Genomic DNA, 13,704 nt, shown 5'->3' with positions numbered 1-13,704 from the left:
TCCATACCGGATTCCGTATTCGCTGCGTTGAAATATTGACATTGTGTTGACTAATATAAATATCATGAAGAAACTCACTCCCTGGCTTTTAATCCTTGGCCTGACATTTGGCTTCTCAGGCATTGAGCAGCTCAATGCAAAACCTGTTACTTCCAAAATGGAATTGATGGGAAAGAAGAAAAAATACAAAGGCTATAAAAAGCCGAAATCAAAGAAGATTTTGGGAATATTCAAGCGCAAAAGTGATTGCGGCTGCCCTAATCGCTGATTATTTAGAGCTATCATAATTTGTACATATTCAAGAGTAAGCATTGAGGCCAATCTCAAAAAGATTTGGCCGGATTTGCTTACTTTTGTGTTTTAAAAATAATCACTACGAACGTTTTCGGTCTCACTCGAATGAAAATTAACCTTCGAAACCAGGATAAATTTGAAAACCGTCACCACGGTAAGGATGCGCAGGAGTTGCAGGATATGTTGGACAAGATTGGAGCCGCATCGTTGGACGAACTGATAGACCAGACCCTTCCATCAGCAATACGACTACAAAAACCGCTCAATCTGCCGAACCCTAAATCAGAAAAGGAGTTTCTGGAGGGGATCAAAAGAGTGGCCAGCAAAAATGCAGTTCTCAAATCGTACATCGGGACAGGTTATTACGATACCATTACACCGAATGTAATTCTCCGCAATATCCTTGAAAATCCGGCCTGGTATACAGCTTACACACCTTACCAGGCGGAAATCGCACAAGGCCGGCTGGAAATGCTGCTCAATTTTCAAACCGTAGTAACGGACCTTACGGGGATGGAAATTGCTAACGCATCGCTGTTGGATGAAGCTACCGCCTCCGCCGAGGCAATGACCATGCTGCATAGCCTTCGTGCTGGCAGCAGGAAAAAAGCAAATACATTTTTTGTATCCGAGCTATGTCACCCGCAAACGATCGATCTGATCTACACACGGGCAAGGCCAATCGGGATTGAAGTTGTCGTCGGCGACCATGCAACTGTGGACCTGACAAGTGAAGAAATCTACGGGGTCCTGGTTCAATATCCGGCTACCAACGGAGAAGTAATTGACTATACCGATTTTATAAGCGCGGCGCATGAATTGAATATTTCTGTTGCGGTGGCTGCGGACCTGTTGTCTCTTGCATTGCTGAAATCCCCGGGAGAAATGGGCGCGGACGTGGTAGTAGGTTCATCACAGCGTTTCGGTGTTCCGATGGGTTATGGTGGCCCGCACGCCGCGTTTTTTGCAACGAAGGAGGCTTTCAAGAGAAATATTCCCGGACGTATTATCGGGGTTTCTGTTGACGGCGAAGGGAACCGTGCTTTGAGAATGGCGCTGCAAACCCGTGAGCAACATATCCGACGCGAAAAAGCGACTTCCAACATATGTACTGCGCAGGTGTTACTTGCTGTCATCGCCGGAGCGTATGCTGTATACCACGGCCCCGAGGGTATCAAAACGATCGCATCGCGTGTTCATGGATTAGCGACACTCTTTGTAGATACGATCAGAAAATTCCATTATGAAGTTGTAACAACTGACTTCTTCGATACCGTAACCATTAAAACGCCGCTTACCAGAAAAGTGCGTGAGCAGGCTTTGAAGTGGGGTATCAATTTGCGCTATAATAAGGATGAAAGCATCACCGTCGCGTTCGATGAAGCGAAGAGTTTTGATGATGTGATCGCGCTTCTCAATGTATTTGCTGAAGTCTCCGGGTTTCAGGGTGAAATGGTGATCGATGAAGAATTGGAATTTGCGTTTCCTGAAAATCTGGCGCGCACATCTGAGTATCTCACACATCCCGTATTCAATACGCACCACACGGAACATGAAATGCTGCGCTATTTGAAATCATTGGAAAACAAAGACCTGTCACTGGTGCATTCCATGATTTCGCTCGGTAGCTGCACCATGAAGCTGAATGCAACGGCGGAAATGATTCCGCTAACCTGGCCGGAGTTTGGTGAAATCCACCCGTTTGCTCCGACAAACCAGGTAGGCGGCTACGCACAGCTTGTAAGTGAGCTTAATATCTGGCTGTGTGAGATTACAGGTTTTGCTGCAATGTCGTTTCAGCCAAATTCAGGTGCCCAGGGCGAGTATGCAGGTTTAATGGCGATTCGCGCTTACCATGCCAGCAGGGGAGAAGAGCACAGAAATGTGGCATTGATCCCTTCCTCTGCACACGGCACCAACCCTGCATCTGCAGTGATGGCAGGAATGAAGGTGGTTGTTACAAAATGTGACGAAAGAGGAAATATTGATGTGGAGGATCTGAGGGCGAAAGCAGAGCAATATAGTAACGATCTGTCCTGTCTGATGGTCACTTATCCCTCGACCCACGGTGTTTACGAAGAAAGTATCATAGAAATCTGCGAAATGATCCATTCACACGGTGGTCAGGTTTATATGGACGGAGCGAATATGAATGCACAGGTGGGGCTTACGAGTCCGGCGACTATTGGTGCGGATGTTTGCCACCTCAACCTGCACAAAACGTTCTGTATTCCCCATGGTGGTGGAGGCCCGGGTGTCGGCCCGATTGGTGTTGCTGAACATCTAATGCCTTTTTTGCCAGGCCACGTCAATTTCAATGTTCAGGGAGAGCATCTTCCTGATGGGGAAGCGGGAGCGGTATCTGCGGCACCTTACGGCAGTGCCAGCATTCTGACAATTTCCTACGCATATATCGCTATGATGGGCGGTGAGGGATTAACGAATGCTACCAAATATGCAATCCTCAACGCCAACTATATTAAAGAGCGTTTGAGCGGTTATTTTGATGTGCTTTATACGGGTGCAAATGGTCGTTGCGCGCACGAGATGATTCTTGACTGCCGCTCTTTCAAAGCAGCCGGTGTAGAAGCGGAGGATCTGGCGAAACGCTTGATGGATTATGGTTTCCATGCGCCTACATTATCTTTCCCTGTGGCGGGCACACTGATGATCGAACCAACTGAATCGGAGTCGAAAGCAGAGTTGGATCGTTTTTGTGACGCGATGATCTCGATCAGGAAAGAGATTCAGGAAATTCAGGATGGTATTGCTGATCGTGCAGATAATGTGTTGAAAAATGCACCGCATACTTCCCGCGTATTGCTGAGCGAAGAATGGACCAGGTCCTACAGCCGTGAAAAAGCGGCATTTCCGCTTCCATACCTGCGTTTCAATAAGTTCTGGCCAAGTGTAAGCCGGGTTGATAGCGCGTATGGTGATCGTAACCTGATCTGCTCTTGTATTCCTGTTGAAGCTTACTCCGATGTTGAGGTAAACTGATAATTGCTTTTTATACAAAACGGGCGGCACTGAAATCTCAGCGCCGCCCGTTTGATATGTGCCTTTTCGAAGATTCTAGAAATGTCTTTCTCCAAGTTCGCGTTTACCTAACATCACAGCGCCTACCATCGCTACCAGCAGCAGAATGGAAGCCAGCTCGAAGGGCAGCAGGTAATCGCGGAATAGCATGTGTCCGAGACTTTCGATCATACCTACCTGAGAATCGAATCCCTCCGGGTTGAACGCAGGAATAGCGGTTTTGCGGTACGCTCCAAATAGAATCACAAACACAGTCCCGCCCACGATCGTCGCAGCGATCTTGGTCAGATTAGTTTTAGACTCTTCATTATCCTGTTTCATATTTAAAAACATGATTACAAAAAGGAAGAGTACCATAATTGCACCGGCATAAACAATAATATTTACCGCAGCCAAAAACTGTGCATTCAGCAGAATGTAGTGACCAGACAATGTGAAGAATGTCAGGATCAGATACAAGACGCTGTGAATAGGGTTACGGGATACCACAACCATCACCGCACTTAAAATGGTGAGGAAGGATAAGAAATAGAAAAACGATACAGTTGAATTCATAATAGTAGTACTGCGGACAGCCTGGTTTACTGTTCAGGGGATAGCTCTTGGGACAACATTTGTAGATTCGCCGCTCGCTCTTTTAGCATCCAGCGCACGTGCCTCTTCTTTTGTCCAGGATTCGCGGGTATACCGGTTGTTCATATCTTCAACCAGCAGATCTTTGCCCCAGATTACCTGGTCGCGTTCTGTAAAAACCGGAACGAATTCGTCGTGGCGCAGATATACCGCTTGTTTGGGGCATGCTTCTTCGCAAAGCCCGCAAAAAATGCACCGTAGCATATTTACTTCATATACTGCCGCGTATTTCTCTTCGCGATACAGATTTTCTTCGCCCTTCTCTCTCTCAGCAGCCACCATTTGAATAGCTTCTGCGGGACAAGCTACCGCGCACAGCCCGCACGCAGTACAGCGCTCGCGACCATCTTCGTCTCTTTTCAGAATATGTCTGCCCCTGAATACCGGTCCCAGATATCTTTTTACTTCCGGGTATTCGATCGTTACTTTTTTAGCGAAAAAGTGCTTGATGGTAATAGCCAATCCCGTCGCGATCGCAGGAATATAGGCGCGTTCCATCAGCGTCATTTCTTTATTGCTAACCTGCTTGGAGCGATTTGTCAATTGCATAGCAATGTATTTTAATATTAATTCAACCAGGCAGTAATCACCGGCTTAAGAAATAGCACAGCAGCGCCTGTGATGATAATGTTGAAAATGGCCAGAGGGATCAATTTTTTCCAGCCCAGGTTCATCAATTGGTCATAACGGAAACGGGGGATTGTCCAGCGTACCCACATGTAAAAGAATATGAAGAACAACGCCTTTCCGAAGAAGACCGCAGTTCCGATCAATGTAGCAATGTTATGTCCGGTCTCTGAGCCCAATGCGCTGGTGAGCTGGCTATAAACCCAGTCCATTCCGGGATAGTTATAACCACCGAAGTACAGCACTGAGATAATCGCCGAGGAAACAAACATATTGATATATTCAGCAAACAGATAAAAACCCAGCTTCATACTTCCATATTCGGTGTGATACCCTCCTACAAGCTCAGTTTCGCATTCAGGTAGGTCAAAAGGAACGCGGTTACATTCTGCAAATGAGCAGGTGATGAAAATCAAAAATCCGAGCGGCTGGTAAAAGATATTCCAGTTCATTCCATGTTGCTGCGCTACAATTTCTCCTAGTGAAAGGGAACTGCTCATCATCAATATCGCAATGAGTGAAAGTCCCATTGCGACTTCGTAGCTGATGTTCTGAGACGCTGCGCGAATTGCGCCTAAAAGTGAGAACTTGTTATTGGAAGCCCAGCCGCCGACCATAATTCCGTAAACGCCGAGAGCGACCACGCCAAAAACGTACAGAATACCGATATTGGATTCTACGCCTTGTAATACAACTTCGTGTCCGTTAATACGGAAAGTACTTCCAAAAGGTATCACCGCACTGGCGAGCAGAGCTGTAAGCATTGCAAGACTAGGCCCGGCAATAAAAAGCCATTTATTAGCCAAAGCAGGAATAAAATCCTCTTTGAAAAACATTTTACCGGCATCAGCAAGAGGTTGTAATAAGCCTCCCCAGCCAGCGCGGTTAGGTCCCATACGGTCCTGAATAAAACCTGCTACCTTTCGTTCCGCCCAGGTCGAGTACATCGCAATGACAAGGGTGAGCACGAAAACAACGAATATCGTTGCGGTCTTAACTAGAAATTCGGTTAAATCCATTTATAATAATCAGCTTATTAGTTGTTTTTCGCCAATAACGAACGGTGGTTCGCTTTGTCGTTATTTTCAATGCTTTGTTGACGGATCGTTTCTTCGTCAGTCTCATAAGCACGGGAATCATCGATCGGCTTGAATTGTGATGCCGCCAGTTTCAATGCAAAATCAGGCTTTTTAACAAGATCAGCGCGGTATTTGTTGGCTGAGATTACTGAGCTGCGTTTCACTTTGGTAGGACCTTCCAGTACCCAATCGATGGTTTTTTTCTTTTCGAAACGGCATGTATTGCAAATGAAATCATTGACTTCCCCCCAGGTATTCTTGCGGGCAGTCACACGGAGCACTTCATCGCCCCGGTACCACAATGTCACTTTTCCACAGCACTTATCACAATCCCGGTGCGCATCCTCTGGTTTGGTAAACCATACCCTTTGCTTGAAACGGAAGGTTTTGTCCGTTAATGCACCTACCGGGCAAACGTCGATCACATTACCTGAAAAATCGTTATCGATCGCTTTTTCAATGTAAGTACTGATCTCAGAAGCATCTCCACGGTTCATTACACCGTGTACACGTTTATTGGTAATCTGGTCAGCCGTGTAAACGCAGCGGTAGCAAAGAATGCAGCGCGTCATGTGCAGCTGCACGTGCGGGCCAATATCTATTTTATCAAAAGTCCTTCTCTCTTCCTCATACCTCGTTTTCACAGAACCATGCTCAAATGCAAAATCCTGCAAATGGCACTCTCCCGCCTGGTCACATATCGGACAGTCGAGCGGATGGTTGATCAGCAAAAATTCAACAATGCTTTTGCGGGTATCCAGTACACCCTGGTTGATCGTATTTTCCACCACCATTCCTTCCTGAACCTGCGTAATACACGAAGGAACGAGTTTCGGCATGGGCCGCGGATCTTTGGCAGATCCCTGCGCCACCTTCACCAGACAAGCGCGGCATTTTCCACCAGAAGAATTAAGGGGCTTATAGTAGCACATTGCCGGCGGAACAAGCGCAGCCTGACTTTCATCGGCTTCCGCAATTTTTCGCGCCGCCTGCATGATAGTAGTGCCAGGTTCCACCTCGACCTCAATGCCGTCGAAGGTAATTTTTATCAATTGGGATTTTATATCTTCCATTCCAAACAATGTTCAAAAGTCTCAATCAAAGCTGTTACGCCAGCTCCATTTCACCTCGGTAAACGGCCCCTGGTTGCGTAGCTTCGTGAGGGTTTGTTATATGCCAGACAAATTCGTCGCGGAAGTGGCGTATCGCACTGGCAACAGGCCAGGCAGCAGCGTCCCCGAGCGGACAAATTGTGTTTCCTTCAATTTTCTTTGAAATATCTACCAGCAAATCCACATCGTGCATACTGCCGTGGCCGTGTTCAATGCGGTGCAATACCTTTTCCATCCAGCCGGTACCTTCACGGCAGGGACTGCATTGGCCACAAGATTCGTGGTGATAAAAGCGGGAGAAATTCCAGGTGTTTCTGACAATACAAGCAGTTTCATCAAAAACAATAAAACCACCCGACCCGAGCATGGTACCGGTCGCAAAACCGCCGTCGGAAAGTGATTCGTAGGTCATTAACCTGTCTTCGCCATTTGCAGTTTTCGTGATCAGGTTAGCCGGTAGAATAGGAACCGAAGAACCTCCCGCTACCAGCGCTTTCAGGTAATGCCCCTTTCTGATTCCGCCGCAGTATTCGTCGGAATTTAAAAATTCATCCACGCTCACACCCAGCTCAATTTCGTAAACACCCGGTTTCTGAATGTGTCCGGAAGCGGAAATCAGCTTGGTTCCTGTACTTCTGCCCACACCGATCGCCGCATAAGCATCTCCGCCGTTATTGATAATCCACGACATATTGGCGATGGACTCCACATTGTTCACAACAGTAGGGCTTTGATACAGACCCTTCACCGCGGGAAATGGAGGCTTGTTACGTGGGTTACCACGTTTTCCTTCGAGAGATTCCAGCAATGCCGTTTCTTCCCCGCATATATATGCACCGCCACCTGGCTGTACAACCAGTTCCAGATCATAACCGGAACCAAGAATGTTTTTACCAAGAAATCCCTGTGCCTTTGCTTCTTCAATTGCCTTTTCCAGAATGCGGATCACGTACATCAGCTCACCACGCACGTAGATAAACGATTTGTTCGCGCCCAGGGCATAGCTTGATATGATCATTCCCTCAATTAACAGGTGAGGGATCGATTTCATCAAATGGTGATCTTTGAATGTACCCGGCTCCGATTCATCCGCATTGCAAACCAGATAGCGGGGAACACCTTCCGGTTTAGCCAGAAAGCCCCATTTCATACCCATCGGAAAACCCGCACCGCCTCTTCCTCTCACACCCGATTTTTTCGCCTCTTCCACCACCTCTTCCGGTGTCATGGTTTTAATAGCTTTTTCAACGGCAGTATAGCCACCTTGCTTCCGATAAACATCGAAGGTTTCTATACCAGGTACATTGATGTGCTCCGTTAATATTTTCTTAGCCATTTCAGGATACTATTTTAAGCCGAAAGCCTATTTGCTTAGATCTTCAATTATTTGGTCAACCTTATCATTGGTAAGGTTCATATAAAACTGCTCACGGATCTGAAAAACGGGTCCCCAGCCACAAGCTGCCAGACATTCCACTTCTTTTAATGTAAAAAGTCCGTCAGCAGTAGTTTGTCCTGCTTCCACACCCAGTTTCTGTTTCAAATATCCGTAAACATCCTCGCCGCCCATTAAACAGCAAGGGCCTGTCCTGCAATATTCGATCACATGCTTGCCAACCGGATCGAGGTGGTACATGGTATAGAATGTAGCAACTTCATATACTTCAACAGGCTCAATGCTCAAAATGCCGGCTACATAATCCATTACCTCGCTGCTCAACCAGCCCCATTGTTCCTGCGCTACATGCAAAACAGGTAAAAGGGCCGATTTCTGGCGGCCTTCCGGGTAACGTGCAATGATTTCTTTTACTTTCTCAAGCCGCTCGGGTGTAAAGGCTACGAGATTGGGTGTTTCGGTCATTTCTTAAATGTAATCTGTTTTAGAAAAACTCAGGCGTCCAGTTCTCCGGCTATCACATTGAGGCTACTCATTGTCAAAATAGCATCGGAAAGCGTACTTCCCTTACACATTTCGGGATAAGCCTGGTAATAAATGAAGCTTGGTCTACGGAAATGCAAACGGTATGGCGCTCTTCCGCCATCACTGATCAGGTAAAAACCTAACTCTCCATTTCCACCTTCTACCGCATGATAAACTTCGCCGGCCGGTGCATCGATTTCTCCCATCACAATTTTGAAGTGATAAATCAATGCTTCCATATTCCTGTAAACCTCGTTTTTCGGAGGAAGGTAATATTCTGGTGCATCTGCGTAATATGGGCCTTCCGGTAAGTTATTGATAGCTTGCTCTACTATCTTTAAGCTCTGCCACATTTCCTCATTCCGCACCATGTAACGGTCGTAAGTATCGCCATTCTGCCCGATAGGAATTGTGAAATCAAAATCTTCATAGGAAGAATACGGATTCATAACCCTTACATCGTAGTCAAGTCCGGCTGCGCGGAGGTTTGGTCCAGTAAATCCGTAGGACAATGCTCTTTCCAGGGAAATAGGGCCGACGTTGATGGTACGGTCCATGAAGATCCTGTTACGGTTCAGCAGCTTTTCAAGCTCGCGGAGTACAGGAGGAAATGATTTGATAAATTCATGGATTTTCCGGATTGCAGTGTTGGAAAGGTCTCTTTCCATGCCACCCAGCCGACCCATATTGGTAGTAAGACGTGCACCGCACACCTCTTCGTAAATTTCATAAACTTCCTCGCGTTTTTGCATTACGTACAAGAAACCGGTAAAAGCGCCGGTGTCCACGCCAAGGATGCTATTGCAAATGATATGGTCCGTGATCCGGGCCAGCTCCATCATGATCACCCGAATGTATTGCGCCCTTTTAGGCACTTCAACGCCGAGCAACTTTTCCACTGTCATGTGCCACCCCAGGTTGTTAATCGGGGAGGAGCAATAGTTCATGCGGTCAGTAAGGGTCGTGATCTGGTAAAACGGCCTTCTTTCGGCTATTTTCTCAAATGCACGGTGTATGTATCCGATCGTCTGCTCTCCAGAAACAATCTTTTCCCCATCCATTTTCAGGATGTTCTGGAAAATACCATGAGTTGCAGGGTGAGTAGGGCCGAGGTTAAGGGTTGTTAATTCTTCAACCAGTTCAGGCAGCTCGGTTTGAGAAGGGACGTTATGAGGTAATAATTCAATATCTGCCATACTTTACTCAATATAAGGTCAACGGCCAAAAAGGGCATCAATTTTGTCTTCACGCGTGGCATCTTCCATGGGATATTCTTTTCGCATCGGAAAATAGTCCATTTCTTCTATGTTCAGGATCCGTATCAGATTAGGGTGACCGTCAAACAAGATACCATAGAAATCGTAAGTTTCACGCTCCATCCAGTTCGCGCTGGCAAACAAGCCTGTTGCAGTAGGAATATGTATATCCGACTCAGCAAGCGAAACTTTGATCCTGAGACGGAAATTATGAATGAAACTGTGCATGTGATATACTACCTGAAACTCTTTGCCTTTGCTGTCAGGATAATGTATGCCACACAGATCAGTCAGGAAAATAACCTGATAGGTTTTATGGTCCCGAAGAAATTCAAGTACTGAAAGGATTTCTTCGCGGGTTGTAGATAAAGTGAGAAGCCCGTAAGGTTCTTCGAAATCAAAAACCTGGTCACCAAATTTTTCCAAAAGTGCCTCCGCGACTTCCTGGTTCGTCAACATAAGGGTTATTGAATGTTATAAGAAGCTAATAATTCCTGGTATTCGTCGGTATTCCTGCGGCGGAGCTTTTCGTTCTGGGCCAGATATTGGATTTGCATCAGACCGTCGATAATCTGTTCTGGTCTTGGCGGGCAACCTGGTACATAAACATCTACCGGAATGATCCTGTCAATGCCTTGCAATACACTGTAAGTATCAAAAATACCGCCACTTGAAGCGCAGGCACCTACTGCCATCACCCAGCGTGGCTCAGCCATTTGTAAATAAACCTGCTTTACCACCGGGGCCATTTTCTTAGCAATTGTTCCCATCACCATCAGTAAATCGGCCTGACGGGGCGAAAAGCTTGGTCTTTCCGAACCGAAGCGGGATATATCATAATGTGCTCCCATAGTCGCCATGAATTCGATTCCGCAGCAGGAAGTCGCAAACGGCAAAGGCCATAGCGAATAGCTGCGGGCCAGACCAATAGCTTCATCAAATGAAGTCGCAAAAAAACCAGAACCACTATGTCCTTTCGGAGCCTCCACTATCGTTACTTCTTTCATAATTTCTCTATATCAAATGTTCGAAGCCTATTCCTCCCAGTTCAGTACACCCTTGCGGATTACATAATAGAAGCCGGAGAGAAGCAATGCCATAAACAGTAACATTTCAACGAACCCAAACATTCCAAGACTTTTGAAGTTAACGGCCCAGGGGTACATAAAGATCACTTCCACATCGAACAATACGAATAAGATCGCGACAAGAAAGTACTTTACAGAAATTGGCGTCCTCGCATCTCCGACAGACTCGATCCCGCATTCGAATGGATCATCCTTAAGCTTGCTTTTCCGGCTCGGGCCTATCAGGTGTGTCACGATCATCGTGCCGCCAATGAATGCCGCTGCAAGAAAAAATTGAACTAAAATAGGGAGGTAGTCAGATGGGAGATATGTGTTTTTCATTACAAAATTGCTACGCTGATGCTGCTAAAATCATGTTCAAACAGAACGATTGAATTACAATATTTCTATTATCTCAAAATTAGCCTTTGCAACTTTATCAATCAAATTCTTGAGTTTTTCTTTTGTTTAATTAGGATCATACTAAATAAGCCCCGTTGTAGCGGGGCTTATTTATAAATTTACACAGACGGAATTTCTATCTGATCACGATCTGCTTGGTCAGGCTCTGCCCCTGGCCGGTTACACGCAATATATATTTGCCGGTAGAAAGATAGCCAAGATTGATTTGCAGGCGGCTATCTAAAAGACGTGGCGTAGTGGTTTTGATTACCCTGCCGTAAATGTCAAAAATAGTAACCACCGCATCGCTGATATTATCGCGGGATTCAATGTAAACGAAGTTTCCCTGACTTGGATTTGGATAAATTACGATGTCATTTTGCTCATTCGTTTTGAATTCCTGTGAAGAAGTATCGGAATAGCAAACGAGACGGTTATTATCACCAATGGTATAAGTTACTTTTGCTTTGGTAGAATAAACACCTGTTTTCAGGATTTTGACAATCTCTGCGGTAGTGTCTGTTTCTGCGCCGGGCCTTCTCCACAAAAACTCCTCATTCAGCCCTGTTTCTTCAATGCTTGCTGTAATACTGAAAGGCCCGGAAGCTGCGATGACAGGCTTGGAGATTTTCGGTCTGATGATCAGGGAGCGGCTTGTTGAATTTTCAGAAATACAGCCAAATATATTTTCGCCTTTCACATAATATTCACCGCTTTCGTCAATATCGGCAGTAGGGCCAACCGAAAGTGGGGTATTTGATCCTTGCTTGTACCAGCTGTAAATGTCAGATCCTTCGGAGACTGCAAACTGAAAGGATGAATCCGGACAGGCTTGCTGATTTCCCTGTTGCAAAATACTGGGGCGGGATGGTTTCGCCTCACGTTCAAGCACCACCACCGATGTAAGTATTGAGTTTCCAAAATTGTCTTTCACGGTAGCGCGGTAAGTGCCAGCTGCTGAGACAGTAATCGCGCTGCTTTTTTCTCCCGATGTCCACTCGTAAGAGGAATACCCAGTCGGAAGGCTGATGCGCACGGCATTGTTTTCAGTAACGCATGAAGCGGTAACAGCGGGTATTTCGGCCGGTGCTGAAGGAGTTACTGTTGAGAAAAAGTTTGCATCCAGAGTCTCATTCCAGGCATTGGCGAGAATAGTCAGAGCCTCGGTGCCCACAAAGTGGATGCCGTCGGGGCGGTTTGGAACAAGGGGGTCAGTCTCGGGACCGGGATAGGTAGGGTTAAAATTTGTTGCTAATACAGCGTTTTGGGCAGCGATGATTGCGGGATAAACTTTCGAAGGAATGTTTTTATCAAGTGAAGCGCGGCTTGTTCTTGCGATCACCCAGGTAATGCGCTTATTCGTATCGCTGCTTAGCTTGTTGATAATGGTTTGCATATTTCCCTGATAGAACGAAGCCGTTGTACCAAATGCGCCGTCAGTTTCGCCCTGCATCCAAAGTATAGCCCTTACACCATATTGATTTGCATAGTTTCTGGCGGCAATGCGAAGGTTGGCATAAGGCATGCCAGGAGCGTATTTATAGCCGTAGTAGCTCTCTGTCGAAAGCCCCTGGGCACTGCGCGCCCAATTCTCGACCGCCGTTCCTTCCCAGGCAGTGTTAATGAACATGACGGGCATGTTCAATTTCGAAACAAGCAAATCTCCTAAAATACCCCAGCACCAGGGAGTCTGTCCGCGAGGGGACATTGTTTTAAGGCCGGTAGTAATGGTTGAAAATTCCGGTGGAACCGGATCTGTAAGCAGATCTTTATACTTGCCCAACTCATCGTTCTCATAATTGGACACATATACAACCCGTTCGTCAGTTGCGCCTGGTCCCGGATACTCCTTAAGACCCTGTGCATTGGATTGTCCGGCAATAATGAAAACCTCCCCAACTCCAACGCGGGACAATACGTCTCGGCCTACAATCTTGCCGTCGGATACACCTCTGACTTCCAGCGTGTACCAACCTTGGAATAGCTCAATACTTCCCGAGAAAACGCCTCCCTCAGGCGTTTCATCCAAATCCTTCCAGGGAGTATCAACGCCCTGTCCCTGAACAACCGGAACAGCTCTAACTTCTATCTTTTCCATCGGAACCGTGAAAGTTCCTGTTACGGTAATTTCCCTTTCGCCACTAATATCTCTTTGATAAACTGCCTGAAGAGAAGGAGAAGTGATTTTAATCTGAGAAAATGCTGCTGATGTAACGATACAAATCAACAGCAGTGCTTTTGCCACTACCTGAAGGATAATTCTATAACGCATTG

General features: G+C 46.3%; 13 protein-coding genes. 2 read left to right on the top strand and 11 right to left on the bottom strand.

The genetic code is table 11. The annotated features are described in order from the left end of the window. Window positions 1–64 precede the first annotated feature (64 nt). Together FXO21_RS09385 and gcvP are read left to right on the top strand one after the other, a co-directional pair. Window positions 65–268 carry a hypothetical protein gene (locus FXO21_RS09385; RefSeq protein WP_225865632.1) on the top strand — a complete coding sequence of 68 codons (204 nt, stop codon included), beginning with the start codon at window positions 65–67 and terminating at the stop codon, window positions 266–268. 131 nt (window positions 269–399) lie between these two features. Then, on the top strand, window positions 400–3,294 hold the full coding sequence (gene gcvP, locus FXO21_RS09380) for an aminomethyl-transferring glycine dehydrogenase (RefSeq protein WP_149639840.1): 2,895 nt from the start codon (window positions 400–402) through the stop codon (window positions 3,292–3,294). A gap of 75 nt (window positions 3,295–3,369) precedes the next feature. Here the strand turns inward: gcvP and FXO21_RS09375 are convergent, their stop codons facing one another. From FXO21_RS09375 to FXO21_RS09325, 11 genes are all read right to left on the bottom strand, one after another. Next, window positions 3,370–3,888 carry an NADH-quinone oxidoreductase subunit J family protein gene (locus tag FXO21_RS09375; RefSeq protein ID WP_149639839.1) on the bottom strand — a complete coding sequence of 173 codons (519 nt, stop codon included), beginning with the start codon at window positions 3,886–3,888 and terminating at the stop codon, window positions 3,370–3,372. A 33-nt stretch (window positions 3,889–3,921) separates the two neighbouring features. Next, a complete protein-coding gene (locus tag FXO21_RS09370) occupies window positions 3,922–4,515 on the bottom strand; it encodes a NuoI/complex I 23 kDa subunit family protein (RefSeq protein WP_149639838.1) in 594 nt (197 codons plus the stop codon). 17 nt (window positions 4,516–4,532) lie between these two features. Further along, the gene (gene nuoH, locus FXO21_RS09365; protein WP_056279552.1) at window positions 4,533–5,612 is read right to left on the bottom strand and encodes an NADH-quinone oxidoreductase subunit NuoH; all 1,080 of its coding nucleotides are present in this window, start codon (window positions 5,610–5,612) and stop codon (window positions 4,533–4,535) included. Between the two features lie 17 nt (window positions 5,613–5,629). Further along, window positions 5,630–6,745, bottom strand: coding sequence for a 2Fe-2S iron-sulfur cluster-binding protein (locus FXO21_RS09360; RefSeq protein WP_149639837.1), 1,116 nt, complete (start codon window positions 6,743–6,745; stop codon window positions 5,630–5,632). Window positions 6,746–6,779: 34 nt separating this feature from the next. After that, window positions 6,780–8,120 carry an NADH-quinone oxidoreductase subunit NuoF gene (gene nuoF / locus FXO21_RS09355; protein ID WP_149639836.1) on the bottom strand — a complete coding sequence of 447 codons (1,341 nt, stop codon included), beginning with the start codon at window positions 8,118–8,120 and terminating at the stop codon, window positions 6,780–6,782. Window positions 8,121–8,147: 27 nt separating this feature from the next. Beyond that, the gene (locus tag FXO21_RS09350; protein WP_149639835.1) at window positions 8,148–8,645 is read right to left on the bottom strand and encodes an NADH-quinone oxidoreductase subunit NuoE family protein; all 498 of its coding nucleotides are present in this window, start codon (window positions 8,643–8,645) and stop codon (window positions 8,148–8,150) included. 29 nt (window positions 8,646–8,674) lie between these two features. Then, window positions 8,675–9,901 carry an NADH dehydrogenase (quinone) subunit D gene (gene nuoD / locus FXO21_RS09345; RefSeq protein WP_149639834.1) on the bottom strand — a complete coding sequence of 409 codons (1,227 nt, stop codon included), beginning with the start codon at window positions 9,899–9,901 and terminating at the stop codon, window positions 8,675–8,677. Window positions 9,902–9,919: 18 nt separating this feature from the next. Then, a complete protein-coding gene (locus FXO21_RS09340; protein WP_149639833.1) occupies window positions 9,920–10,420 on the bottom strand; it encodes an NADH-quinone oxidoreductase subunit C in 501 nt (166 codons plus the stop codon). 5 nt (window positions 10,421–10,425) lie between these two features. Further along, window positions 10,426–10,968, bottom strand: a complete 543-nt coding sequence (locus FXO21_RS09335) for an NADH-quinone oxidoreductase subunit B (protein WP_149639832.1) — start codon at window positions 10,966–10,968, stop codon at window positions 10,426–10,428. Between the two features lie 27 nt (window positions 10,969–10,995). Then, window positions 10,996–11,370 carry an NADH-quinone oxidoreductase subunit A gene (locus FXO21_RS09330; RefSeq protein WP_149639831.1) on the bottom strand — a complete coding sequence of 125 codons (375 nt, stop codon included), beginning with the start codon at window positions 11,368–11,370 and terminating at the stop codon, window positions 10,996–10,998. Between the two features lie 196 nt (window positions 11,371–11,566). Next, window positions 11,567–13,702, bottom strand: a complete 2,136-nt coding sequence (locus FXO21_RS09325; protein WP_149639830.1) for a T9SS type A sorting domain-containing protein — start codon at window positions 13,700–13,702, stop codon at window positions 11,567–11,569. Window positions 13,703–13,704 lie beyond the last annotated feature (2 nt).

The sequence above is a fragment of the Dyadobacter sp. UC 10 genome, from assembly GCF_008369915.1.
Taxonomy (GTDB): Bacteria; Bacteroidota; Bacteroidia; order Cytophagales; family Spirosomataceae; genus Dyadobacter.
This window is presented reverse-complemented; position numbering and strand designations above follow the sequence as displayed.

What these genes read in the sequence shown, in the direction of transcription:
- nuoF (WP_149639836.1), bottom strand. Translation starts at nt 8,120, where the DNA reads ATGGCTAAGAAAATATTAACGGAGCACATCAATGTACCTGGTATAGAA.
- FXO21_RS09375 (WP_149639839.1), bottom strand. Translation starts at nt 3,888, where the DNA reads ATGAATTCAACTGTATCGTTTTTCTATTTCTTATCCTTCCTCACCATT.
- nuoD (WP_149639834.1), bottom strand. Translation starts at nt 9,901, where the DNA reads ATGGCAGATATTGAATTATTACCTCATAACGTCCCTTCTCAAACCGAG.
- FXO21_RS09335 (WP_149639832.1), bottom strand. Translation starts at nt 10,968, where the DNA reads ATGAAAGAAGTAACGATAGTGGAGGCTCCGAAAGGACATAGTGGTTCT.
- nuoH (WP_056279552.1), bottom strand. Translation starts at nt 5,612, where the DNA reads ATGGATTTAACCGAATTTCTAGTTAAGACCGCAACGATATTCGTTGTT.
- FXO21_RS09340 (WP_149639833.1), bottom strand. Translation starts at nt 10,420, where the DNA reads ATGTTGACGAACCAGGAAGTCGCGGAGGCACTTTTGGAAAAATTTGGT.
- FXO21_RS09350 (WP_149639835.1), bottom strand. Translation starts at nt 8,645, where the DNA reads ATGACCGAAACACCCAATCTCGTAGCCTTTACACCCGAGCGGCTTGAG.
- gcvP (WP_149639840.1), top strand. Translation starts at nt 400, where the DNA reads ATGAAAATTAACCTTCGAAACCAGGATAAATTTGAAAACCGTCACCAC.
- FXO21_RS09330 (WP_149639831.1), bottom strand. Translation starts at nt 11,370, where the DNA reads ATGAAAAACACATATCTCCCATCTGACTACCTCCCTATTTTAGTTCAA.
- FXO21_RS09360 (WP_149639837.1), bottom strand. Translation starts at nt 6,745, where the DNA reads ATGGAAGATATAAAATCCCAATTGATAAAAATTACCTTCGACGGCATT.
- FXO21_RS09385 (WP_225865632.1), top strand. Translation starts at nt 65, where the DNA reads ATGAAGAAACTCACTCCCTGGCTTTTAATCCTTGGCCTGACATTTGGC.
- FXO21_RS09370 (WP_149639838.1), bottom strand. Translation starts at nt 4,515, where the DNA reads ATGCAATTGACAAATCGCTCCAAGCAGGTTAGCAATAAAGAAATGACG.
- FXO21_RS09325 (WP_149639830.1), bottom strand. Translation starts at nt 13,702, where the DNA reads ATGCGTTATAGAATTATCCTTCAGGTAGTGGCAAAAGCACTGCTGTTG.